Annotated in this window: 19 protein-coding genes; 13 read left to right on the forward strand and 6 right to left on the reverse strand. The window is 68.8% G+C overall.

Annotated elements, in window-relative coordinates; translation table 11 throughout:
* Window positions 1-29: 29 nt before the first annotated feature.
* The gene (locus KHC28_RS18715) at window positions 30-1,265 is read right to left on the reverse strand and encodes a molybdopterin-binding domain-containing protein (RefSeq protein WP_214009819.1); all 1,236 of its coding nucleotides are present in this window, start codon (window positions 1,263-1,265) and stop codon (window positions 30-32) included.
* 8 nt (window positions 1,266-1,273) lie between these two features.
* The gene (locus KHC28_RS18720; RefSeq protein WP_214009820.1) at window positions 1,274-1,654 is read right to left on the reverse strand and encodes a 4a-hydroxytetrahydrobiopterin dehydratase; all 381 of its coding nucleotides are present in this window, start codon (window positions 1,652-1,654) and stop codon (window positions 1,274-1,276) included.
* A 772-nt stretch (window positions 1,655-2,426) separates the two neighbouring features.
* Here KHC28_RS18720 and KHC28_RS18725 point away from each other — a divergent pair.
* Genes KHC28_RS18725 through KHC28_RS18735 form a run of 3 tightly spaced genes read left to right on the forward strand, consistent with a single transcriptional unit; the run spans window position 2,427 to window position 5,263 of the window.
* A complete protein-coding gene (locus tag KHC28_RS18725; protein ID WP_214009821.1) occupies window positions 2,427-3,323 on the forward strand; it encodes an NAD(P)-dependent methylenetetrahydromethanopterin dehydrogenase in 897 nt (298 codons plus the stop codon).
* Window positions 3,324-3,362: 39 nt separating this feature from the next.
* On the forward strand, window positions 3,363-4,319 hold the full coding sequence (mch, locus tag KHC28_RS18730) for a methenyltetrahydromethanopterin cyclohydrolase (protein ID WP_214009822.1): 957 nt from the start codon (window positions 3,363-3,365) through the stop codon (window positions 4,317-4,319).
* A complete protein-coding gene (locus tag KHC28_RS18735; protein WP_246564955.1) occupies window positions 4,316-5,263 on the forward strand; it encodes a RimK family alpha-L-glutamate ligase in 948 nt (315 codons plus the stop codon). The genes mch and KHC28_RS18735 overlap by 4 nt, the downstream gene beginning before the upstream one ends.
* A gap of 57 nt (window positions 5,264-5,320) precedes the next feature.
* Here KHC28_RS18735 and KHC28_RS18740 read toward each other — a convergent pair whose 3' ends face one another.
* Complete coding sequence (locus KHC28_RS18740) at window positions 5,321-6,274, reverse strand: LysR family transcriptional regulator (RefSeq protein ID WP_214009823.1); 954 nt, start codon at window positions 6,272-6,274, stop codon at window positions 5,321-5,323.
* A gap of 186 nt (window positions 6,275-6,460) precedes the next feature.
* Here KHC28_RS18740 and KHC28_RS18745 point away from each other — a divergent pair, with 186 nt between their 5' ends.
* The 10 genes from KHC28_RS18745 to KHC28_RS18790 all read left to right on the forward strand — a co-directional run bounded on the left by KHC28_RS18745 (window position 6,461) and on the right by KHC28_RS18790 (window position 18,233).
* Window positions 6,461-7,525 (forward strand): class 1 fructose-bisphosphatase, encoded by a 1,065-nt coding sequence (locus KHC28_RS18745; RefSeq protein ID WP_312893255.1) that lies wholly within the window; start codon window positions 6,461-6,463, stop codon window positions 7,523-7,525.
* A gap of 10 nt (window positions 7,526-7,535) precedes the next feature.
* Window positions 7,536-8,411 (forward strand): phosphoribulokinase, encoded by an 876-nt coding sequence (locus KHC28_RS18750; protein WP_214009825.1) that lies wholly within the window; start codon window positions 7,536-7,538, stop codon window positions 8,409-8,411.
* Window positions 8,412-8,494: 83 nt separating this feature from the next.
* Window positions 8,495-10,450 (forward strand): transketolase, encoded by a 1,956-nt coding sequence (gene tkt, locus KHC28_RS18755; RefSeq protein ID WP_214010003.1) that lies wholly within the window; start codon window positions 8,495-8,497, stop codon window positions 10,448-10,450.
* An 11-nt stretch (window positions 10,451-10,461) separates the two neighbouring features.
* Window positions 10,462-11,547 carry a class II fructose-bisphosphate aldolase gene (fba, locus tag KHC28_RS18760; protein WP_214009826.1) on the forward strand — a complete coding sequence of 362 codons (1,086 nt, stop codon included), beginning with the start codon at window positions 10,462-10,464 and terminating at the stop codon, window positions 11,545-11,547.
* Between the two features lie 115 nt (window positions 11,548-11,662).
* A complete protein-coding gene (locus tag KHC28_RS18765; RefSeq protein WP_214009827.1) occupies window positions 11,663-13,132 on the forward strand; it encodes a form I ribulose bisphosphate carboxylase large subunit in 1,470 nt (489 codons plus the stop codon).
* 29 nt (window positions 13,133-13,161) lie between these two features.
* The gene (locus tag KHC28_RS18770; RefSeq protein ID WP_214009828.1) at window positions 13,162-13,581 is read left to right on the forward strand and encodes a ribulose bisphosphate carboxylase small subunit; all 420 of its coding nucleotides are present in this window, start codon (window positions 13,162-13,164) and stop codon (window positions 13,579-13,581) included.
* Window positions 13,582-13,789: 208 nt separating this feature from the next.
* Complete coding sequence (gene cbbX / locus KHC28_RS18775) at window positions 13,790-14,722, forward strand: CbbX protein (RefSeq protein ID WP_214009829.1); 933 nt, start codon at window positions 13,790-13,792, stop codon at window positions 14,720-14,722.
* Between the two features lie 84 nt (window positions 14,723-14,806).
* On the forward strand, window positions 14,807-15,502 hold the full coding sequence (gene rpe, locus KHC28_RS18780; RefSeq protein ID WP_214009830.1) for a ribulose-phosphate 3-epimerase: 696 nt from the start codon (window positions 14,807-14,809) through the stop codon (window positions 15,500-15,502).
* A gap of 4 nt (window positions 15,503-15,506) precedes the next feature.
* The gene (locus KHC28_RS18785; RefSeq protein WP_214009831.1) at window positions 15,507-16,223 is read left to right on the forward strand and encodes an HAD family hydrolase; all 717 of its coding nucleotides are present in this window, start codon (window positions 15,507-15,509) and stop codon (window positions 16,221-16,223) included.
* Window positions 16,224-16,454: 231 nt separating this feature from the next.
* Window positions 16,455-18,233: a methanol/ethanol family PQQ-dependent dehydrogenase gene (locus KHC28_RS18790; protein WP_214010004.1), complete on the forward strand. Its 1,779-nt coding sequence runs from the start codon at window positions 16,455-16,457 to the stop codon at window positions 18,231-18,233.
* Window positions 18,234-18,361: 128 nt separating this feature from the next.
* Here the strand turns inward: KHC28_RS18790 and KHC28_RS18795 are convergent, their stop codons facing one another.
* From KHC28_RS18795 to chrA, 3 genes are all read right to left on the reverse strand, one after another.
* On the reverse strand, window positions 18,362-19,585 hold the full coding sequence (locus KHC28_RS18795) for a DUF1501 domain-containing protein (protein ID WP_312893256.1): 1,224 nt from the start codon (window positions 19,583-19,585) through the stop codon (window positions 18,362-18,364).
* A 2-nt stretch (window positions 19,586-19,587) separates the two neighbouring features.
* Window positions 19,588-21,090: a DUF1800 domain-containing protein gene (locus tag KHC28_RS18800; RefSeq protein WP_214009832.1), complete on the reverse strand. Its 1,503-nt coding sequence runs from the start codon at window positions 21,088-21,090 to the stop codon at window positions 19,588-19,590.
* A 100-nt stretch (window positions 21,091-21,190) separates the two neighbouring features.
* Entirely contained in the window at window positions 21,191-22,558 is a 1,368-nt protein-coding gene (gene chrA, locus KHC28_RS18805; RefSeq protein ID WP_214009833.1) for a chromate efflux transporter, read from the reverse strand.
* Window positions 22,559-22,649: the final 91 nt, after the last annotated feature.

Genomic DNA, 22,649 nt, shown 5'->3' on the forward strand with positions numbered 1-22,649 from the left:
TCGGTTGAACGGCCGGGTCCTGTCCCCTGCTAGCGGACGGGCACCAGCCGGCGCACAGCCTCGGCGACGCTGGGGAGCGTCGCGACGCGCAAGGCGCCGAGCGGCAGGCTTACAATTGAATCCATTCTGAACACGGTGCCGGCGTGGTCAACTCCCGGCGTGCCGACCGGAATGAACACATCCGGCGGCGTGGCGCACTCGATATCGGGATGGCCGATGACGATCACCGGCCCGTCGAAGGCCGGCGGCGGCTCCGGCCGGAACGCCGAGACCCAGACCAGCAGGTCGGCGTCCTTCAGCGCCGCCCCTGTGGCGTAAAGCGAAGCGTCGTGTTCGGACGCCTCGCCGCGTATCGCGGTGCGCAGCGGGTAGCCGAGCCGCCAGAGCAGCAGCTGGTTGATGCCGGTCACATTGTCGCGCCCGCCGAGCGGGAACACCCCGGCCCGGGTGGTGACGTTCAGTGCGTCGACAAGTCGCGTCGCCCGCTCGGCGATCAGGTCGGCCGGATCGAGCGCGGCGGCGTTCCACACCGCCACCGCATAGGCGGCGCCCTTCAGCGCCGCTGCCGCCTCGGCGAGAGCCTCCGCCGTCGCGCCGCCGAAGGAGGCGCCGCGCGGCGCCGGACCGGACACCATCTGCCCGAGCGCCGCCAGCGCCGCCACCGGATCGTCGGCAGCCAGCTCCGTCACCGTCGCCCCGCCGAGCTGCCGCCGGGCCGAGGCCCCGAGACTGCCGCCGAGCACGATGACGTGGCGGGAGGCCGTGAACAGCGCCTCGGCCGGCAGCGCCCGCTCGAAGAAGCGCCCGAAGGCCGCCGTGGGATCCTCGCCGATCACCAGCAGCACGTCGCAATGGTTGCGGACCTCCGCCAGCGTCGTCGACAGCCAGCCGGTGCGCTGAACCGCCGCATAGTTGGCAAACAACCCGTCCGAGGCGGCATGATCGAGCACGCCGCCATGACGGATCGCGAGATCGAGAATCGCCCGCCCGCCGTCGATGTCGGCGCCGAGGCCGGCGAAGACCGGCGCGCGCGCCGCGTCGAGCAGCCTTCTGGCCCGATCGTACACCTCATCGGCCGCCGGGCCGGCCTCGTCGGCGGTATCCAGGCGCCGCAGCAGCCTAGCCGCCTCCGGGCACACCGAGGCCTTGGGGCGCACCTCGCGACCCGCCACCTCGACGACGAGATCGTCACAACCGAGCCCGCAGAAGCCGCAGACCACGTCGTTCACAATTAGCGGAGCACCCGCGCTCGTTTCACTGCTCATCGCTGCGCTCAATCATGCTTGATGTAGGCAAAGCGGAGGTCGCCTTCCGGCGTCCCCGCCAATGCGCTTCCCTCGACGGCACCCGGCCGCCAGGAGATGAAATCCTCAATCTTCTTCGCGAGTTGGAAGTCGCGCTCCGTGACGCCCTTGGCATCGTGGCTCATCAGCCGCACCTCGACCCAGGCATAGGACGCGGTGATGTCGGGATGGTGCCACGCCGCCTCGGCCAGGTGGCCAACGGCGTTGATCACCATCAGCGTGCCCTTCCAGCTCGACGTGCGATAGGTGCGCCGGATCCAGCCATCCTCCAGTCGCCACTTCGGGAGATCGGCCTTCAAGCGCTCCACTATCTCATTGTCGGAAAATGTCTTTTTAGGATCGATCGCCATCGCGCCTCTCCTCCCGGTCTTTGTGGCCCGTTCTGTCGCGAACCGATTTCCCGATTCGGTATCACGCCAGAGGCCGCCGCCGCAAATGCTCTGATCATCTTCCGCACGGTTCCGCTTGTCGGCGAAAGCCGGCTGGTTTTACCATGAAGGTGAGGAAACGCTCGTGAACAACACAACGCTCACCTTCGAAGCGGCGCACGAGACCGGTCGGAACACAGCGGCGCGCGCCGCTGTCATGGCTCGTTCGCGCCTTGCTTTCATCGACGTCCGGGCCCTGCCGGGGTTGCCGCCGGCCGGGGGCCGCTGCTTCGGCATGCCACGCGGCACGCCGCCGCCGGACCGGCTCCAGCGCCGAGGGCGTACGCGGTCGAAAATGCCGCACGTCGCCGGGGGGACCCGTGCAAAACCTGCGGCATTTCGGCAAGGCGTGCGAAGAAATGCGAAGAATTCCCGGCCGGCCCTATGCAGGCGTGCAGGCGGGCCGCTATACGAGCCATCGGATCGTCGAGTGATGCGATGGCTGTCTCATGCCGTTCTCGCCGGCGTCGACCGGCCGAGGTCGGACGACTGACGATCGAGGCCGGCGCGCGTTTCCGCGTGTCGCCTCCCTTGGCCTTCGACCGCCGGCGCGGCAGCAATGCCGGAGGCGGAGCGAACGGCTTGCCTGCCACGGGCAGCGCGGAGCGGCGGTTTGGCGGAAGCCCGCGTCGCTAGTCTTCTCTCCCGATCAGAGGCCGCAACGGCCCGATTCCACCTAGGAGATTGAAACGCCATGGCGGACATAGCGCCGATTCTTCACATCGTCTCGCCGCTCCGGCACGTCAGCCCCTTCGACGTGAACATGGCCGTGGATGCCGGCTACACGACGATCCTTCCCTATTCCGGCGTGAAGCTGGAGGAGATGGTCGACCTGACGCAGGACATGATGTTCTCGCGTCCGCCGGACCATGCCTCGCGCACCGGCCTGTTCATCGGCGGCAAGGACGCCAGCCTGGCGCTGGACATGGCCAAGGAGGCCCGCTCCGCGCTGTTCCCGCCGTTCCAGATCTCCGTCTTCGTCGATCCGGCGGGCTCCTTCACCACCGCCGCCGCGATGATCGCCGAGGTGGAGCGCAAGCTGCGCGGCCGGCGGCCGGGCGGCCTCAAGGGGGCGAAGGTGCAGGTCTACGGCGCCACCGGCGTCGTCGGCGGCATCGCCGCGGTGATCGCTGCGCAGGCCGGCGCCGAGGTTACGCTCGTCAGCCATCGCGACGTCGACACGGTGCGGCTGAAGGCGGCCGACTTCAAGGTCCGCTTCAACGTCGATCTGCTCAGCGCGGTCGCGCGCGACGACGCCGAGAAGTTCAAGCTGCTGCCGGAAGCCGAGGTGGTGCTGGCCTGCGGCAAGGCGGGCGTGCAGATCCTTAACCCCGATCACCTCGCCGAGGCGCATGGCCTTCTGGTCGCCGCCGACGTCAACGCCGTGCCGCCCTCGGGCATCGCCGGGATCGATGCGCTCGACGACGGCAAGCCGATCGGCGGCGGGGCTCTCGGCATCGGCGCGCTCGCCATCGGCCATCTGAAGTATCGGGTGCAGCACGAGTTGCTGAAGCGGATGCGTGCGACCGACACCGCCTTGACCATCGGCTTTGAGGATGCCTTCGAGCTCGCCCGTTCGCTGGCCGCCTGAGGCGGACACGCGGGACAGCCGTCGAAGAGGGAGGGAAACATGAGCGAGCATCGCCCAAGTGTAGCCGCGCTGTCCGCGCCTCTGGTCGAGGCGCTGGTCGCCGACGCCGGGGTGCTGAGGCTTGGGGTCAGCCGCAGCCCCTGCGGCGCCCGCATCGTCGATGGCGGCATCACCGCGCGCGGCGGCATCGAGGCCGGCCGGCGCATCGCCGAGATCTGCCTCGGCGGCCTCGGCCATGTCGGCATCGCCACCAGCGGGCGGTTCCCGCGCTGGGGCACCATGATCACGGTGACGACCGCTGATCCGGTCACCGCCTGCCTCGGCAGCCAATATGCCGGCTGGAGCCTGGCGGAAGGCGACTTCTTCGCCCTCGGCTCCGGCCCCGGCCGCGCGCTGTGGGCCAAGGAGAAGCTCTATGAGGAACTCGGCTACCGCGACAGCGCCGACCATGCGGCGCTGGTGCTGGAGGTCGACCGCACGCCGCCGGACAGCCTCGTCGCCCGCATCGCCGAGGAGTGCGGCATTTCGCCTGACCGGCTGACGCTGATCCTCACCCCGACCTCCAGCCTCGCCGGCACGGTGCAGATCGTGGCGCGCGTGCTGGAAGTGGCGCTGCACAAGACGCATGCGCTGCATTTCCCGCTCGACCGGGTGGTGGACGGAGTCGGCTCCTCGCCGCTGCCGCCGCCGGCGCCCGATTTCGTCAGCGCCATGGGCCGCACCAACGATGCCACGCTCTATGGCGGCGACGTGCAGCTGTTCGTCACCGGGCCGGAAAGCGAGGCGCGCGAGCTGGCGGAAGGCCTGCCCTCCTCCTCCTCGCGCGACCATGGCCGCACCTTCGCGGAGATCTTCACCGCCTATAAGGGCGACTTCTACGCCATGGACCCGATGCTGTTCTCCCCGGCCCGCGTGACCGTCACGGCGCTGGAGACCGGACGCAGCTTCACCTTCGGCGCCTTCCACGACGAGATCCTGGAGCGTTCCTTCGCATGAGGCCGATGGGGCAGAACTTCGGGCAGGACGCGACGAGCGACGTGGCGCGGGATCTGGTCGTCATCTTCACCGAGGATGCCGACTGGCACACCCGCACGCTGTGTCGCGCGCTGGAGCACGAGGGCCTGCGGGTGCTCGTGCTCTCGCTCAACGATTGCGGCTTCGCCATCGGCGAGACCCCGCACGGGTTGCTGCTGCCCGGCCTCGACGGCCAGCTGCCGGCCGCCGCCTTCGTGCGGGTGATCGCCAAGGGCAGCACCGAGCAGATCACCATGCGGCTCGGCGTGCTGCATGCGCTGCGCGAACTCGGCGTGAAGGTGATGAACGACGCCCGCGCCATCGAGCGCTGCGTCGACAAGAGCATGACCAGCTTCCTCGTCGCCCGCGCCGGATTGCCGACGCCGCGCACCTTCGTGCGCGAGGACGCGGCGGCGATGCAGGCATTGATCGACGCTGCGCCCGGCGACACCGTGCTGAAACCGCTGTTCGGCGCACAAGGCAAGGGACTTCGCCGCATCGGGCCGCGCCAGCCCCTGCCGGAGCCGGAAAAGGTCGGCGGGGTCTATTATCTGCAGGAGTTCGTCGAGGGGCGCCGCCACGACGGCCTGTTCCAGGACTGGCGCGTCTTCGTCGTCGGCGGCCGTGCCGTCGCCGCGATGGTGCGCCGCTCGGAACGGTGGATCACCAATATCCACCAGGGTGCCGCCGGCGAGCCCGCCCCACTCGACGGACCGGCGGCCGATATCGCCATCGCCGCCACCGCCGCCGTCGGCGCCGACTATGCCGGCGTCGACCTGATCGAGGAGGCGGGCGGCGGCTTCACCGTGCTGGAGGTCAATTCGATGCCGGCCTGGAAGGGCTTGCAGAAGACCACCGAGACCGACGTCGCGGCAGCCATGGCGCGCCATCTCGTCGATTGCCTGCACCCCGTATCGGTGGCGTGAGGCGCGTCCCCGCCGGGTCGTGCGGCGCGTCGTCGCGCCGCACCCATCACGCTCCCGTCAGTCGACCGGCTCGGCCGGCTTGCGGCTGCCGGCAATAGCCGGCTTGATCGGCTTCGGCAGGAATTCCGAGCCCCGGTCGGAGAGGAATTCGTTCAGCGCGGCCGCCGGCGGCGTCAGCCGCTTTGCCGAGCGCTTCACGACGAACCACTGCCGCACCACCGGCATGCCCTCCACGTCGAGCACGGCGAGCCGGCCATCGGCCACCTCCGCCGCGATGGTGTGGGCGGAGATGAAGGAAAGCCCGAGCCCGGCCATCACCGCCTGCTTGATGGTCTCGTTCGAGCCGATCTCCATGCCGATCTTCGGCACCACGCCGGCATCCTGGAAGAATCGCTCCATCAGCGTGCGGGTGCCCGAACCCGGCTCGCGGACCAGGAAGGTCGAGCCGGCGAGCAGGTCGGGCGCGATTCGACGCCCGAGCAGCGGATGGTCGATCGGCGCGATCATCACGTGGGGGTGTGGGCCGATCAGCGTCTTGTCCACCTCGATGTCGAGCGGCGGCCGCCCCATGATCGCGACGTCGATCACGTCGCCCCTCAGCGCGGCGATGATGTCTTCGCGATTGCCGACCACCAGCGCCACGTCGATGCCGGGATGAGCGCGGGCGAACACGCCGAGGGCGTTGGGCGCGAAGTACTTGGCGGTCGAGACGATGCCGACGCAGACGCGGCCGGCGTCCAGCCCCTTCATCGCGTCGAGCGAGGCGCCGCAATCGGCGAGCGCCCGCTCGATTCGCGCCACGGCGGCGAGCACCTCGCGGCCGGCGTCGCTGGGCTGGAAACGCTCGCCGGCACGATCCAGCAGCGGCAGGCCGAGCTGCTCCTCCAGAAGCTGGATCTGCATGGTGACCGCCGGTGGGGTGACGTTGAGCTGACGCGCCGCGGCGGTGACGGTGCCGGTGTCGATCACCGCCGCCAGGGCGCGCAGCTGCTTTAGCGTGACATTCCGCATGATGTATTCCAGCACTCAGAAATACTAAAAACCTAGAAAAGAATATTCGAATTTCCTTACGCCGCAAAGTCAGGCAAGGTAGCCTCAATGAAAGGCGTCCGCCGCTTCGGGTCCCCCACTCGAAGGCCATACGGAAACGACACGCCACAAAGGTCCGAAGACCAAATCAAGCACTGGGGAAACGCCGTGACACACGAGACATTGCAGGACCACCTCGAGAGGTGGGCCGAGACCGATTCCTTGCGTCAGGGAGTCGCAGCGACGGTGCTTGCCCTGGCAGGCGCGGGCATCGCCATATCCGAGCTCATCGCCGCCGGGCCGCTTGCCGGCGCCATGGCCGCGGTTCGCGGCTATCACGAGGATGGCGACAGCCAGAAGGAACTCGACGTCCTCGCCGACCAGCTGGTGATGGACGCGCTTCGCACGGCGCCGGTCGCCGTGCTCGGCTCGGAGGAGCTGCCGGAGCCGGTCGCTCTCGACCCGCGCGGTACGCTGGCGGTCGCGGTCGATCCGCTGGACGGCTCGTCCAACATCGACATCAACATCTCCGTCGGCACGATCTTCTCGATCCTGCCCTTCACCGGCCCCAACGCGCTGCTTCAGCCCGGTGCCCGGCAGCTCGCCGCCGGCTTCCTGGTCTACGGCCCGCAGGTTGCGCTCGTGCTCACGCTCGGTGCCGGCACGCATGTCTTCATCCTCGACCCGGCCTCGCTGCGCTTCGTGAAGGTGCAGGATCCGGTCCTGCGGAACCCGGTGTTCCTGAAGGTGCGCGACAGCGTCATCGTGCCGCCGGAGACGACGGAATACGCCATCAACGGCTCCAATGCCCGCCATTGGGACAATGCGATCCGCTACTATGTCGAGGATTGCCAGGCCGGTGCCGAGGGTCCGCGCGGCAAGGACTTCAACACGCGCTGGACGGCCTCGATGGTCGCCGAGGCGTTCCGCATCCTCACCCGCGGCGGCGTCTATCTCTATCCGGGCGACGCCCGCAAGGGTTACGCGAACGGCCGGCTGCGGCTGGTCTACGAGGCCAATCCGATCGCCTTCATCATGGAGCAGGCGCGCGGCAGTGCCACCGACGGTCGGCGGCGCATCCTCGACATCATCCCCTCCGAACTGCATCAGCGCATCCCGCTGGTGTTCGGTTCGCGGGCGGAAGTCGACCGCATCGCCCGCTACCACTGCGATCCCAGCCAGCTTCCCGAACGCTCGCCGCTCTTCGGACGGCGCGGCCTGCTGCGCGCCTGAGGGGGACGTAATGTCGATCCATCATCCGATCATCTCCGTCACCGGCTCGTCCGGTGCGGGCACCACCTCGGTGCGGCGCATCTTCGAGCAGATCTTCCGGCGCGAGGAAGTCGACGCCGCCTATATCGAGGGCGACGCCTTCCACCGCTACGACCGCGCCGAGATGAAGCGCGTCATGGCCGAGGAAGCCTCGCGCGGCAACCATCACTACAGCCATTTCGGGCCGGATTCGAACCTGTTCGAGGAGCTGGAGGAGACCTTCCGCGCCTACTCCCAGACCGGCACCGGCAAGACCCGCCACTATGTCCACGACGCCAAGGAGGCCGAGGAATATGGCGGACCGCCCGGCACCTTCACCGCCTGGGAGGACATCCCCCGGCCGACCGACCTTCTGTTCTATGAAGGCCTGCACGGCGCGGTGGTGAGCGGCAACATCGACGTCGCCCGTTATGCCGATCTCAAGATCGGCGTGGTTCCGGTGATCAACCTCGAGTGGATCCAGAAGATCCATCGCGACCGCTCGCATCGCGGCTATTCGACGGAGGCGGTGACCGACACCATCCTGCGGCGTATGCCGGACTACGTGAACTTCATCTGCCCGCAGTTCACCCACACCGACATCAACTTCCAGCGCGTGCCGACGGTCGACACCTCGAACCCGTTCATCGCCCGCTGGATCCCGACCGCCGACGAATCCATCGTGGTGATCCGCTTCAAGACGCCGCGCGGCATCGACTTCCCCTACCTGCTCTCGATGATCCAGGGCAGCTGGATGAGCCGCGCCAACTCCATCGTGATCCCGGGCGGCAAGCTCGACATCGCGATGCAGCTGATCCTGACGCCGATGATCCTCAACCTCGTCGACAAGAAGCGGCGTGCCGCGTGACCCCGGAGGAAACCATGCTGACCAAGACCACAGTTCCGGTCCTGTGCCCGCAGGATGGGGCGACCGAGATCCCCTATGGCGACATGGCGAACGCGCTGCGCGCCCTCACCATGGACGCCGTCGAGAAGGCGAAGTCCGGCCACCCCGGCATGCCGATGGGCATGGCCGACGCGGCGACGGTGCTCTTCACCCGCTTCATGAAGATCGACCCGACCCAGCCGCACTGGCCGGATCGTGACCGCTTCGTGCTCTCCGCCGGGCACGGCTCGATGCTGCTCTACTCGATCAACCATCTGCTCGGTTATGCCGACATGGACATCGAGGCGATCAAGCGCTTCCGCCAGTTCGGCTCGACCACCGCCGGCCATCCGGAATACGGCCACACGCTCGGCGTCGAGACCACCACCGGCCCGCTCGGCCAGGGCCTCACCACCGCCGTCGGCATGGCGCTGGCCGAGCGCATGATGAATGCCCGCTTCGGCGACGATCTCGTCGATCACTACACCTATGTGATCGCCGGCGACGGCTGCCTGATGGAGGGCATCTCCCACGAGGCCATCGACCTCGCCGGGCATCTCAAGCTCGGCAAGTTGATCCTGCTGTGGGACGACAACGGCATCTCGATCGACGGCTCGACCTCGCTGTCGACCTCGACCGACCAGCTGGCGCGCTTCGAGGCGGCGGGCTGGGACGTGTTCCGTGTCGACGGCCACTCGCATCACGCGCTGATCGACGCCATCGCTAAGGCCCGCAACACCAAGAAGCCGTCGCTGATCGCCTGCCGCACCACCATCGGCTTCGGCGCACCCAACAAGGCGGGCACCGAGGCGGTGCACGGCGCGCCGCTCGGCGCCGCCGAGATCGAGGGGGCCCGCGACCGGCTCGGCTGGCCGCACGCTCCCTTCGAGATCCCGGCCGGCATCCGTTCGGCCTGGGAGCAGATCGCCGACCGTGGCCGCGAGGCGCGCGAGGCGTGGGAGGACCGGCTGCGGGCCTCCGACAAGCGCCAGGCCTTCGAGACGGCGCTCGCCGGCAAGCTGCCGGCCGATTTCGACGACAAGCTGCGCGCCTACAAGCGCGGGCTTTCCGAGAGCGCGCCGAACGTCGCCAGCCGCAAGGCGTCCGAAATGGCGCTGGCGGTAATCAACGAGGCCACCGAGCTGACGGTGGGCGGCTCGGCCGACCTCACCCACTCCAACCTCACCCTGACCAAGGGGCTCGCCTCGGTCGCGCCCTGCAAATATGCCGGCCGCTACATCCACTACGGCATTCGCGAACACGCGATGAGCGCGGTGATGAACGGCATCGCGCTGCACAAGGGGTTCATTCCCTATGGCGGCACGTTCCTGGTGTTCGCCGACTATGCCCGCGGCGGCATAAGGCTCTCCGCCCTGATGGGGCAGCGCGTCGTCTATGTGTTAACCCATGACAGCATCGGCCTCGGCGAGGACGGCCCGACCCACCAGCCGATCGAGCATCTCGCCATGCTGCGGGCGACGCCGAACCTGCAGGTGTTCCGCCCGGCCGACGCGGTGGAGACGCTGGAGGCCTGGCAGATCGCGCTCGCCTCGGAGGGCACCCCCACTGTTCTGGCGCTGTCGCGGCAGAACCTGCCGACCTTCCGCACCGAGCACACCGACGAGAATCTGAGCTCGCGCGGCGCCTATATCGTGCGCAAGCCGCAGAAGTGGCGCGACGTCACCCTGCTGGCCACCGGCTCCGAGCTCGACATCGCCTTCAAGGCAGCCGACCTGCTGGCCACCAAGGGCGTCGACGCCGCCATCGTGTCGATGCCGTGCTGGGAACTGTTCGAGAAGCAGAGCGAGGACTACCGCCGGCAAGTGCTCGGCACCGCGCCCCGCGTGGCCATCGAGGCCGCCGCGCGGCTCGGCTGGGACCGGTGGATCGGCGATCGCGGCCGCTTCGTCGGCATGGAGGGCTTCGGCGCCTCCGCCCCGGCCCCGACCCTGTACGAGCATTTCGGCATCACGCCGGAGGGGGTGGTCGCCGCCGCCTGTGACCTCCTGACCTGCGCCTGAGGAGACGGAAAATGGCCCGTATCACCCTTCGCCAGCTTCTCGACCACGCGGCCGAGCACGGCTACGGCGTGCCCGCCTTCAACATCAACAACATGGAGCAGGGCCTCGCCATCATGGAGGCGGCCAACGCGGTCGACGCTCCGGTGATCATGCAGGCGAGCCGCGGCGCGCGCTCCTACGCCAACGACATCATGCTCTCGAAGATGATCGAGGCGCTGGCGGAGATGTACCCGCACATCCCGCTCTGCATGCACCAGGACCACGGGAACAACGAGGCGACCTGCCTCTCGGCGATCCAGCACGGCTTCACCTCGGTGATGATGGACGGCTCGCTGAAGGAGGACGCCAAGACCCCGGCGGACTACGACTACAATGTCGGCATCACCCGCCGCGTCGTCGACGCCGCCCACTGGGTCGGCGCCTCGGTGGAAGGCGAGCTCGGCGTGCTCGGCTCGCTGGAGCACGGCGCCGGCGAGCAGGAAGACGGCCACGGGGCGGAAGGCACTCTGTCTCATGACCAGCTGCTGACCGACCCGGACCAGGCGGTGGATTTCGTCGCCCGTACCAAGGTCGACGCGCTCGCCATCGCCATGGGCACCTCGCACGGCGCCTACAAGTTCTCGCGCAAGCCGGACGGCGATATCCTCGCCATGAACGTGATCGAGGAGATCCACCGCCGCCTGCCGAGCGTGCATCTGGTGATGCACGGTTCCTCCTCGGTGCCGCAGGCGCTGCAGGATCTGTTCAACGCCTCCGGCGGCGAGATGCCCCAGACCTGGGGCGTGCCGGTGGAGGAGATCGTCCGCGGCATCCGCCACGGCGTGCGCAAGGTGAACATCGACACCGACTGCCGCCTCGCCATGACCGCGCAGTTCCGCAAGGTCGCCCAGGCCAACAAGGCCGAGTTCGACCCGCGCAAATTCCTTAAGCCGGCTATGGATGCAATGCGCGATCTGTGCCGGGAACGTTTCGAGCAGTTCGGCACCGCCGGAAATGCCTCGAAAATCAAGGTCCTGCCGCTCGCGGCAATGGCCAAGCGCTATGCCAGCGGCGCCCTCGATCCGGTGATCGGCGGCGCCAGGGTTGCCGCCGAATAACTGTGGCGGCGCAGTGAACCACCCCCTCTGCTGAGGGACCGCAACGACCAACGACGAAGTGATCCCAGGCGCCAGCATCGCTGCGCGTCGACGGGAGAGCCATGGGAGTAGCCCGATGACCACGCTCGAGACCACCAAGCCCACCGAGAAGAAGCGCGACCGCTACAGCGCTGGCGTCATGGAATACCGTAAGATGGGCTATTGGCAGCCCGATTACGAGCCGAAGGACACCGACGTCATCGCCCTGTTCCGCGTCACCCCGCAGGACGGCGTCGATCCGATCGAGGCCTCGGCGGCGGTCGCCGGCGAAAGCTCCACCGCCACCTGGACGGTGGTGTGGACCGACCGCCTCACCGCCTGCGACAAGTACCGGGCGAAGTGTTACCGCGTCGATCCGGTGCCGAACACGCCGGGCTCCTGGTTCGCCTACATCGCCTACGACCTCGATTTGTTCGAGAACGGCTCGATCGCCAACCTCTCGGCCTCGATCATCGGCAACGTGTTCGGCTTCAAGCCGCTCAAGGCGCTGCGCCTCGAGGACATGCGCCTGCCCGTCGCCTATGTGAAGACCTTCGACGGCCCGGCGACCGGCATCGTCGTGGAGCGCGAGCGCCTCGACAAGTTCGGCCGCCCGCTGCTCGGCGCCACCGTGAAGCCGAAGCTCGGCCTGTCCGGCCGCAACTATGGCCGCGTGGTCTATGAGGCGCTCAAGGGCGGCCTCGACTTCACCAAGGACGACGAGAACATCAACTCGCAGCCCTTCATGCACTGGCGCGATCGCTTCCTCTACTGCATGGAGGCGGTGAACAAGGCGCAGGCTGCCACCGGCGAGGTGAAGGGCACCTATCTCAACGTCACCGCCGGCACCATGGAGGAGATGTACGAGCGCGCCGAATTCGCCAAGCAGCTCGGCTCGTCCATCGTGATGATCGACCTGATCATCGGCTACACCGCGATCCAGTCCATGGCGAAGTGGGCGCGCAGGAACGACATGATCCTGCATCTGCACCGCGCCGGTCACTCGACCTATACGCGGCAGAAGAGCCACGGCGTGTCGTTCCGCGTCATCACCAAGTGGATGCGCCTCGCCGGCGTCGATCACATCCATGCCGGCACGGTGGTGGGCAAGCTCGAAGGCGACCCCCACACCACCAAGGGCTACTACGACCTCTGCCGCGAGGATTTCGTGCCGCAGAACCTGGCGCACGGCATCTTCTTCGACCAGGACTGGGCCTCGACCCGCAAGCTGATGCCGGTGGCCTCCGGCGGCATCCATGCCGGCCAGATGCACCAGCTGATCGACCTGCTCGGCGAGGACGTGGTGCTGCAATTCGGCGGCGGCACCATCGGTCACCCGATGGGCATCCAGGCCGGCGCCATCGCCAACCGCGTCGCGCTGGAAGCGATGATCTTCGCCCGCAACGAGGGCCGCGACATCGTCAACGAAGGTCCGGAGATCCTGAAGGCCGCCTCCAAGCACTGCCTGCCGCTCAAGCAGGCGCTGGATACTTGGAAGGACGTCACCTTCAACTACTCCTCGACCGACACCCCCGACTTCGTCCCGCAGGTCACCGCGGCCGAGTGACGACAACACGAGACCAAAGGGAGACCACCATGCGACTGACTCAGGGAGCCTTCTCCTTCCTGCCCGATCTGACCGACGCGCAGATCGCCAAGCAGGTCCAGTACTGCATCGACAAGGGCTGGGCGGTGAACATCGAGTTCACCGACGACCCCCACCCCCGCAACACCTATTGGGAGATGTGGGGCATGCCGATGTTCGACGTGAAGGATGCCGCTGGCATCGTGTTCGAGCTGAACGAGTGCCGCAAGGCGCATGCCGGCCACAACTACATCCGCGTCAGCGCCTTCGACTCGACCCACACGTGGGAATCGCTCCGCCTGTCCTTCATCACGGACCGGCCGGCGGACGAGCCCGGCTTCGCCCTGGAGCGCCAGGAAGTGGATGGCCGCGCCATTCGCTACACCACCCGCTCCTACGCCGCCCAGCGCCCCGAGGGCACCCGTTACTGAGACTGAGGACGACCCGACAGGTGTTTGTCTTCATGGCTGACTGGTTCGCTGATTGATCCGTTCCTCCCACGGCAGCGAACCGACCGGTCCGGGATCCCGCGCTCCCGGACCGGTCTCTTTTTTCTCCGTGCGGGCCCGCCGCGGCGACCGGGAAGCCCCTCGCGACGCAGCGGTACCGTCCGGCCGAAGCGGAACGGAGTGATGTCCCATGAATGCCTTGATCGACGACGTTAAGACCGCCGACGCCACCGAGGCTGTGGACCTCGCGGCCGAGTTCAACAATTCCGGCCTCGTCGAGGTGTTCGACGAGCTCGACCGCGACCTCATCGGCCTCGCCCCGGTGAAGAAGCGGCTGCGCGAGATCGCCGCGCTGCTGCTGGTGGACCGTGCCCGCGCCCGCTTCGGCCTGAACGCGGTGAGCCCGACGCTGCATATGAGCTTCACCGGCAACCCCGGCACCGGCAAGACCACCGTGGCCCTGCGCATGGCGGAAATCCTCCACCGCCTCGGCTATGTCCGCAAAGGCCACCTCGTCACCGTCACCCGCGACGATCTGGTCGGCCAGTACATCGGCCACACCGCGCCGAAGACCAAGGAAATCCTCAAGCGCGCCATGGGCGGCGTGCTGTTCATCGACGAGGCCTACTACCTGTACCGCCCGGAGAACGAGCGCGACTACGGCCAGGAAGCCATCGAGATCCTCTTGCAGGTGATGGAGAACCAGCGCGACGACCTCGTCGTCATCCTTGCCGGCTATGCCGACCGGATGGAGCGCTTCTTCATGGCCAATCCCGGCTTCCGCTCGCGGGTGGCGCATCACATCGACTTCCCCGACTATTCGCAGGGCGAGCTGTTCGAGATTGGCGGGCGCATCCTCGCCGGCATGAACTACAAGCTCAGCGCCGAGGCCGGCGAGGCCTTCACCCGCTACATCGAGCTCCGGATCCTGCAGCCGCACTTCGCCAATGGCCGCTCGGTACGCAACGCACTCGACCGCGCCCGACTGCGCCAGGCCAACCGCCTGTTCGCCGCCGGCAAGCCGGTCACCGCCGAGGACCTCGTCACCATCCTGGCCGAGGACATCCTGGTGAGCCGCGTCTTCTCCGGCGGCATCGACAGCTATCCGCCGATCCGGAGCTGAACCCGGCGCCGGCGGAGGCGTCGGCGCGATCCGCTTTCCTTTAAAGTGCCCTGCCCTCTTGGGGCGGGTGACGAGGACACCGCCATGACCTTTCCGCTGATCGCCCCCTCGATGCTCGCCAGCGATTTCTCCCGTCTCGGCGAGGAAGTGCGCGACGTCGTCTCGGCCGGCGCCGACTGGATCCATCTCGACGTGATGGACGGCCATTTCGTGCCCAACATCACCTTCGGGCCGGACGTCATCAAGGCGATCCGCCCCTACACCGACAAGGTGTTCGACGTGCACCTGATGATCTCCCCCGTCGAGCCCTATCTCGAGGCCTTCGCCAAGGCCGGCGCCGACATCATCACCGTGCAGGCGGAAGCCACCGACCATCTCGACCGTTGCCTGCAGGTGATCCGCTCGCTGGGCAAGAAGGCCGGCGTCGCGCTCAACCCGGCGACGCCGGAGAGCGTCGTGCAGTACATCCTCGACAAGGTCGACCTCATCCTGCCGATGACGGTCAATCCCGGCTTCGGCGGCCAGGCCTTCATCGCCGACGTGCTGCCGAAGGTGGAGCGGCTGCGCGCCATGATCGGCGACCGTCCGATCCATCTGGAGATCGACGGCGGCGTCAATCCGGAGACCGGCGCCCGCTGCGTCGCCGCCGGCGCCGACGTGCTGGTGGCCGGCTCGGCCGTCTTCAAGCCCAGCGGGAATGTGGGCGGCATCGAGGGCTATCGCGCCAACATCGCCGCCATCCGCGCCGCCGGCGCCCGCGCGCAGGCGAAGGCGGCCTGAGGCCATGCGCGCCGAGGCGATCATCTTCGACGTCGACGGGACGCTGGCCGAGACGGAGGAGGTCCACCGTCTCGCCTTCAACGAGACCTTCGTCCGCTTCGGCTTCGACTGGTACTGGAACCGTCCGCTCTACCGCCAGCTGCTCGACGTCACCGGCGGCAAGGAACGCATCCGCGCCTTCGTCGCCGGCCACCAGCCGCCGGACGGGACGCGGGCGCTCGAACGCGTCGCCGAGATGCACGCGGCCAAGACGGAGATCTACACCCAGCTCATCGCCGACGGCGCCGCCCGCCTGCGGCCCGGCGTGATGCGGCTGATCGGCGAGGCGCGGGACAAGGGCGTGCGCCTCGCCATCGCCACCACGACCAGCCTGCCCAATGTGGAGGCCCTGCTCCAGGCGGCCTTCGGCGCGCCGGCGTCCAGCATCTTCGAGGTGATTGGCGCCGGCGACATTGTCCCGGCGAAGAAGCCGGCGCCGGATATCTACCGCTACGTGCTGGACGAGCTGCGCATGCCGACCTTCGCCTGCATCGCCATCGAGGATTCGCGCAACGGGCTCGATTCCGCGCGGGCGGCCGGCCTGCCGACGCTGGTCACGCCAAGTGTCTACACCAATCACCAGAGCTTCCCGGGCGCCATGGCCGTGGTTCCCGATCTCGACACGCCGCCGGTGTCGCTCGACACGATCGCCAAGTGGCGCGCCGCCGATTCCGGCTGGTAGGCGGCCGGCCCGACGAACGCCTGCTTGAGACGGCCGCCCATCCGACGGCCCTGCGGCGTCTCGCCCTGCCGCGACGGCCGCGCCGCCCGTTGCCTTCCCCTGCGTGTCGCATGGTATCGCTTCGGCGAAGGGAGCGACGCGGCGATCCGCCACTCCCCCACTGCGGCACAGCCATGGAGGGCGGGCGTGACAGCGAGGATCGGCAGGACGGCGAGGTTCTTGGCCGCGACAATGCTGCTGCTCGGCGCGGCCGAGGCGCGCGCCAATGACGACGTGCTGCGCCGCCTCGCCGATCCCGGCACGCAGGTGATCCAGACGCTGGACTACGCCAATACGCGCTATTCCCGCCTCGACAAGATCACCGCCGCCAATGTCGGCACGCTGCAGGTCGCCTGGACCTTCTCCACCGGCGTGCTGCGGGGGCATGAGGGCGCGCCGCTCGTCGTCGACGGCGTGATGTATGTGCACACCCCCTTCCCCAACATCGTCTACGCCCTCGACCTCGCCCATGACGGGCGCATCCTGTGGAAGTACGAGCCGCAGCAATCGCGTGACGTCGCGGCCATCATGTGCTGCGACCTCGTCCATCGCGGCCTCGCCTATGCCGAGGGCATGGTGTTCCTCCAGCAGGCCGATACCACCATCGTCGCGCTCGACGCCCGCACCGGCGCGGTGCGCTGGCGGGTGGCGAATGGCGATCCCCGGCAGGGTGAATCCAACACCGCCACGGTGATGCCGGTGAAGGACAAGCTGATCGTCGGCATCGCCGGCGCCGAGTTCGGCGCGCGCGGCCACCTCAGCGCCTATAATCTCAAGGACGGCACGCTGGCCTGGCGTGCCTATTCCACCGGCCCGGACACCGAGATGCGGATCGACCCGGACCGGACCACCGAACTCGGCAAGCCGGTCGGCAAGGACTCCTCGCTCGCGACTTGGGAGGGCGAGCAATGGAGGATGGGCGGCGGCGCGCCCTGGGGCTGGTTCGCCTACGACCCGGCGCTGAACCTCGTCTATTACGGCAGCGCCAATCCCGGCACCTGGAACCCCTCGCAGCGTCCCGGCGACAACAAATGGTCCAACGCCATCTTCGCCCGCGACGCCAACACCGGCATGGCGCGCTGGGTCTACCAGATGACGCCGCACGACCAGTGGGACTATGACGGGGTCAACGAGATGATCCTGACGGACCAGTCCGTCGACGGTCGCACGCGCCCGCTGCTCACCCATTTCGACCGCAACGGCTTCGCCTACACGCTCGACCGCGTCACCGGCGACTTGCTGGTCGCCGAGAAGTTCGACCCGGAGGTGAACTGGGCAAGCGGCATCGACATGGACAAGGCGAGCCCGACCTATGGCCGGCCGATCCTCGACCCGAAATACGGCACCGAGGCCGAGGGCGAGGACGTCACCTATTCCGGCATCTGCCCGGCGGCGATCGGCGCCAAGAACCAGCAGCCGGCCGCCTTTTCGCCGCTCACCAGCCTGTTCTACGTCCCGACCAGCCGCCTCTGCATGGATTACGAGCCATTCCACGTCGACTACGCCGCCGGCCAACCCTATGTCGGCGCCACCCTCACCATGTATCCCCCGCCGGGTGGCGACGGGCAGACCGGCCGCTTCATCGCCTGGGACAATCTGAAGGGGCGCGTCGCCTGGTCGGTGCCGGAGCGGTTCTCGGTATGGTCGGGTGCGCTCGCCACCGCCGGCGGCGTGGTGTTCTACGGCACGCTGGAAGGCTATCTGAAGGCGGTGGACGCGGCGACCGGCAAGGAGCTCTACCGCTTCAAGACCCCGTCCGGCATCGTCGGCAACGTCACCACCTATGCCTATGGCGGCCGGCAATATATCGCCGTGCTATCCGGCATCGGCGGCTGGGCGGGCATCGGGCTCGCCGCCGGCCTCTCCGATCCCAATGCGGGATCGGGAGCCAAGGACGCCTATGCGGCGCTGAGCAGCTACACCGCGCTCGGCGGCCAGCTGACCGTCTTCGTCCTGCCCGGCACGCCCTAGAGCATTTTCGAGTGAGCCAGGTTGCGGCTCGCGTGAGAAAAATGCGTATCGACAGAGACGTGGAGCAATGTCGGCGGACGGAGCTCGCCAGAATTTGCTCCGGCGCGGACGCCGCGACGGCGAAAACCTCACGCCACGAGGTCCCTGAGCGGCGACAGGCCCGCCGTATCGGGGAACACCTCGCGCGCGAGATAGCCCGCCGGTGCGCCGAACAGGTCGGCGAGGATGCCCTTGGCCACGGCGCGCACGTCGGTGGTCGGCCGCAGGTCGCGCCCGTCGAGCAGCGCGGCGTCCGACAGGCCCGGCCAGTCGGCGATCACCCGGCCGCCGCGAATGGCGCCGCCGGCGAGCAGCACCACCGTGCCGGTGCCGTGGTCGGTGCCGCGCGTGCCGTTGATGGCGGCGGTGCGGCCGAACTCCGTCACCACCATCACCGCGGTGTCCCGCCATTTCGGGCCAAGCGTCCCGGCGAAGACGCCGATGGCGTCGTCGAGGCCGCGCAGGCGGTTGGCGAGCTGTCCCTTCACCCCGCCTTCATTGGCATGGGTGTCCCATCCCTCGAAGGCGAGGCCGGCGATGCGCGGGCCGTCATCCTGCGCCAGCAGGCGAGCGGCGCCGAGCGCGGTCCGGCTCATGCCCTTCGGATCGGCGGGGCCACCCTCGCGCCGGATCGCCGGCCCGTTCATGGCGATGAGGTCCTCGGTCTTCAGCCCTTCGATCAACATGCGGTGCAGCGCCGGATCACGCTCGGCATAGAGCGCGACGAGACGGTCGGCGAGGTCGTCGCCGGCCGGCGGCAGCACCGCCGGGCTCCAGCCCAGCACCGGCGCCGGCCCGCGCACCACCAGCGGCGCCACCGGGCCGACCCCCAGCGCGCCCGCCGAGGCGACGCGCTCGCCGGCCGGCAGTCCGGCGAGGAAGCGGTTCAGCCAGCCGGTCTCGGTGCGGCCCGGCGCCGGCTGGCCACTCTCCAGCACGTCCTGACCGTCGAAATGCGAACGCTCGCGATAGCCGGTCGCCGCCGCATGAACGACGCTCGCCTGCCCGGCCTTGTAGAGCCGGGCGAAGTTCGGCATCGAGGGATGCAGCGCGAAGAAGCCGTCGAGCGGCAGCGCCGGGATCTCGCCATCGAGCGACAGGGCGAGGTCGCCATGCAGGCCGGCATAGGCGGGATCGCCGACCGGCGCCACCGTGGCGAGCCCGTCCAGCGCCCCGCGCAGCACGATGCAGACGAAGCGCGCGTCCCGCCCGCCCGCCGCGAAGGCGAAGCGCGGCATGAAGGCCCAGGCGAACAGCGCGCCGGAGGTGCCGAGCACCGCGCGACGGGAGAGCGAGGTCTCGCACAGATCCACGGCTATCTCCTCTGGAACTCCGGAGCCATCAGCAGGAGCGCGATGGCCTGCGGCCGGCTCTCGGCGCGGCGCACCGCCCGCAGCGTCTCCTCCGACGCCGTCGCCCCGAAGGCGGCGGTAGCGAGCGCCAGCGGCTCGGTGGCGCCGGCGGCCCGGCCGATCTGGTCGGCGACGTCGAGGCGCGTCTTGATGCCGGTCGGGGAAAGCCAGTCGTCGCTGCCATCGGCATATCCCTTGGGACTGCCGGGATTCCACATCGGCTGCCCCATCGCGACGAGCTGACCGAGCGCGGTCTTCAGCTGATCGGGCTTGCCGGTCAGCCGCACCGCCGCGAACAGGAACTCCTGCGGCGAGCGCATCTTCGTCGCCGCCGCGTCCCAGGCTTCCGGGGAATCGATCAGCACGCGGGCGAGCTCCCCGAGATCGCCGCCGCTGGTGCGGAAGCTCGTGGCCAGCCGCTCCACCAGCGCCGGCGGCGGCGCGTCAGCGACGAAATGCGCGGCGAACTTGCGGGCGATGTGGCGGGCGGTCGCCGGATGTGCCGCCAGCGCCAGCAGCGCCGCCTCCCCCTGCCCGACCCCGTCATCCGGATAGCTCCGGCCGAGCAGCTTCTGCTCGCCGGGCTCGTGACGAACCGGAGCGAAGGTGAAGCTTCCGCCATGGAGCGCGTCCTCGTCGGCGGAAGCCACCGTCCAGCCGGTGAGGATGCGGGCGAGCGCGGTGACGTCCGCCTGCGTGTAGCCGCCGTCGACGCCGAGCGTGTGCAGCTCCAGCATCTCGCGCGCCAGGTTCTCGTTGAGCCCGCGCCTGTTCTTCAGCGCCGCGTTGGAGGTCGGGCCGATCGACTGGTTGTTGTCGAGATAGAACAGCATCGCCGGATGCTGCTCGGCCGCCTTCAGCATGTCGGCGAAGCGGCCGAGGATATGCGGGCGGATCGCCTCGCGCTCGAAGGGCCCGGCGGCGCTCCGCACCGGCCCGTCCTTCAGCGCGATGGCGAAGTGATTGGCCCAGAACATCACCAGCCGCTCGGTGAACCCGACCAGGGCGTCATGCACGCGGATCAGCCGCGCGGCCACTTCCTGTTCATAGAGCGGCACGTCGGGCGACGGGCCGGCGCCAATGCCCGCCATTCCGGGCGGCGTCATCCCCGGCGGCGCCGTCTCCGCCGACATCTTGCCGGACAGCGCGCTCCCGCCACCCATTGCCGGGGCGGCCATTCCCGGTTGCGCCTCGCCGCGCAGGGCTACCGCGGTGGCACCCGCCCGTTCCTCTCCCGGCGCGCGCTGCTGGCGGGCACGCGACACCACGCGCTGATGGGCCGCGTAGCGGGCGATCGCCTGCTGGCTGGTCGGCAATTGGGGATCGTCCAGCCGGATGGCCGCCGGCCGCGCCAGTTCATCGAGGAGCGCGCCCCGCGGATCAGAGCGAAGCCGGGCCAGATCATCCGGACGGGGACCGAGACCGAAGCGGCACAGGGCGGTCAGCGCGGCGCGGTCATCGGACATGCGAACGGCCCCTCGATGGACGCGCGGGACTTCCCGCGGCACCCGTCTCGCCCTGCCTGGAACGGTGCGGGGCATTTGAGGCGATTTGGCGACCGTCTCCCTAAGCCGGCAGCAGCCGCAAGGCGATGCCGGCGAGCGCGCAGCCGGCCAGCGTCGCGAACAGCCCCAGCCGGAACCACAGCATCGCCACCAGCGCGCCGACGGCAAGAAGCGCCGCGCGCCAGTCGATCGAGCCCGGCACCGGCAGATCAGGCTGCAAGCCAAGAAACGCGACGCTCTCCACTTGGCGGAAGATCACGTGCAGGGAAAACCACAAGGCGAGATTGAGGATGACGCCGACCACCGCCGCGGTGATCGCCGACAGCGACGCCGACAGCGCGCGGTTACCGCGCAACGCCTCCACATAGGGCGCGCCGAGGAATATCCAGAAGAAGCAGGGCGCGAAGGTCACCCACAAGGTCAGCAGCGCCCCCAGCGTGCCGGCCAGCAGCGGATCGAGCGTGCCCGGATTGCGGAACGCCGCCAGGAAGCCGACGAACTGCACCACCATGATCAGCGGGCCGGGCGTGGTCTCGGCGAGGCCGAGGCCGTCGACCATCTCGCCCGGCGCCATCCAGCCGAAGCCGTCCACCGCCGCCTGCGCCACATAGGCGAGCACCGCATAGGCGCCGCCGAAGGTGACGACCGCCATGACGCTGAAGAAAGAGCCGATCTGCGTCCAGACGCTGGAAGAGCCGGTCAGCGCCCACAGCAGTGCCACCGGCGCCAGCCAGAGCGGCAGCCAGAGGGCCGCGACGCGCAGCGCCCGGCTCCGCGAGGGCGCGGCATGGGCGAGCTCGCCGCGCTCGAACAGCATGTCGACCACGCCGGGCGGATCCGCCACGCCTCCATTCGCCCCCATCCCGGCCGGCGCGAACCATGACGGCGCGTAGCGATTGCCGATCCAGCCGGCGAGGCCGGCCAGCAGGATGATCAGCGGAAACGGCAGGCGCAGGAAATACAGGCCGAGAAAGGCGGCGGCGGCGATGCCGACCATCAGCCGGTTGCGCAGCGCCCGCCGGCCGATCCGCAGCACCGCCTGCACCACGATGGCCAGCACCGCCGCCTTCACCCCGAAGAACAGCGCCTCGACCAGCGGCACGTGGCGATAGAGCGCGTAGAGGGCGCTGAGCGCGAGCATGACCACGGCGCCGGGCAGCACGAACAGCAGGCCGGCGACCAGCCCGCCCGCCGTGCGGTGCAGCAGCCAGCCTATATAGGTGGCGAGCTGCTGCGCCTCCGGGCCGGGCAGCAGCATGCAGTAGTTCAGCGCGTGCAGGAAACGCTGCTCGCCGATCCAGCGCCGGTCCTCGACCAGCACCTTGTGCATCAGAGCGATCTGCCCCGCCGGACCGCCGAAGCTGAGCAGCCCGATCTTCGCCCACACCCGGAAGGCCTCCGCGAAGGTCGGAACGGCCGGGGGCGACATGTCGGGGGGCACGGGTTCGAGGGACGGCGATGGGGTCATGGCGATGCGGTCACGGCGATAGGAGTAACGGGGGCGGCTTGGCCTGATGGCA

This window comes from Ancylobacter sonchi (assembly GCF_018390695.1).
Classification (GTDB): Bacteria; Pseudomonadota; Alphaproteobacteria; order Rhizobiales; family Xanthobacteraceae; genus Ancylobacter; species Ancylobacter sonchi.

Bases quoted from the DNA above. Each gene is read 5' to 3' on its own strand.
- KHC28_RS18715 (WP_214009819.1), bottom strand. From the start codon at position 1,265: ATGAGCAGTGAAACGAGCGCGGGTGCTCCGCTAATTGTGAACGACGTG.
- KHC28_RS18720 (WP_214009820.1), bottom strand. From the start codon at position 1,654: ATGGCGATCGATCCTAAAAAGACATTTTCCGACAATGAGATAGTGGAG.
- KHC28_RS18725 (WP_214009821.1), top strand. From the start codon at position 2,427: ATGGCGGACATAGCGCCGATTCTTCACATCGTCTCGCCGCTCCGGCAC.
- mch (WP_214009822.1), top strand. From the start codon at position 3,363: ATGAGCGAGCATCGCCCAAGTGTAGCCGCGCTGTCCGCGCCTCTGGTC.
- KHC28_RS18735 (WP_246564955.1), top strand. From the start codon at position 4,316: ATGAGGCCGATGGGGCAGAACTTCGGGCAGGACGCGACGAGCGACGTG.
- KHC28_RS18740 (WP_214009823.1), bottom strand. From the start codon at position 6,274: ATGCGGAATGTCACGCTAAAGCAGCTGCGCGCCCTGGCGGCGGTGATC.
- KHC28_RS18750 (WP_214009825.1), top strand. From the start codon at position 7,536: ATGTCGATCCATCATCCGATCATCTCCGTCACCGGCTCGTCCGGTGCG.
- tkt (WP_214010003.1), top strand. From the start codon at position 8,495: ATGGCGAACGCGCTGCGCGCCCTCACCATGGACGCCGTCGAGAAGGCG.
- fba (WP_214009826.1), top strand. From the start codon at position 10,462: ATGGCCCGTATCACCCTTCGCCAGCTTCTCGACCACGCGGCCGAGCAC.
- KHC28_RS18765 (WP_214009827.1), top strand. From the start codon at position 11,663: ATGACCACGCTCGAGACCACCAAGCCCACCGAGAAGAAGCGCGACCGC.
- KHC28_RS18770 (WP_214009828.1), top strand. From the start codon at position 13,162: ATGCGACTGACTCAGGGAGCCTTCTCCTTCCTGCCCGATCTGACCGAC.
- cbbX (WP_214009829.1), top strand. From the start codon at position 13,790: ATGAATGCCTTGATCGACGACGTTAAGACCGCCGACGCCACCGAGGCT.
- rpe (WP_214009830.1), top strand. From the start codon at position 14,807: ATGACCTTTCCGCTGATCGCCCCCTCGATGCTCGCCAGCGATTTCTCC.
- KHC28_RS18785 (WP_214009831.1), top strand. From the start codon at position 15,507: ATGCGCGCCGAGGCGATCATCTTCGACGTCGACGGGACGCTGGCCGAG.
- KHC28_RS18790 (WP_214010004.1), top strand. From the start codon at position 16,455: ATGCTGCTGCTCGGCGCGGCCGAGGCGCGCGCCAATGACGACGTGCTG.
- KHC28_RS18800 (WP_214009832.1), bottom strand. From the start codon at position 21,090: ATGTCCGATGACCGCGCCGCGCTGACCGCCCTGTGCCGCTTCGGTCTC.
- chrA (WP_214009833.1), bottom strand. From the start codon at position 22,558: ATGTCGCCCCCGGCCGTTCCGACCTTCGCGGAGGCCTTCCGGGTGTGG.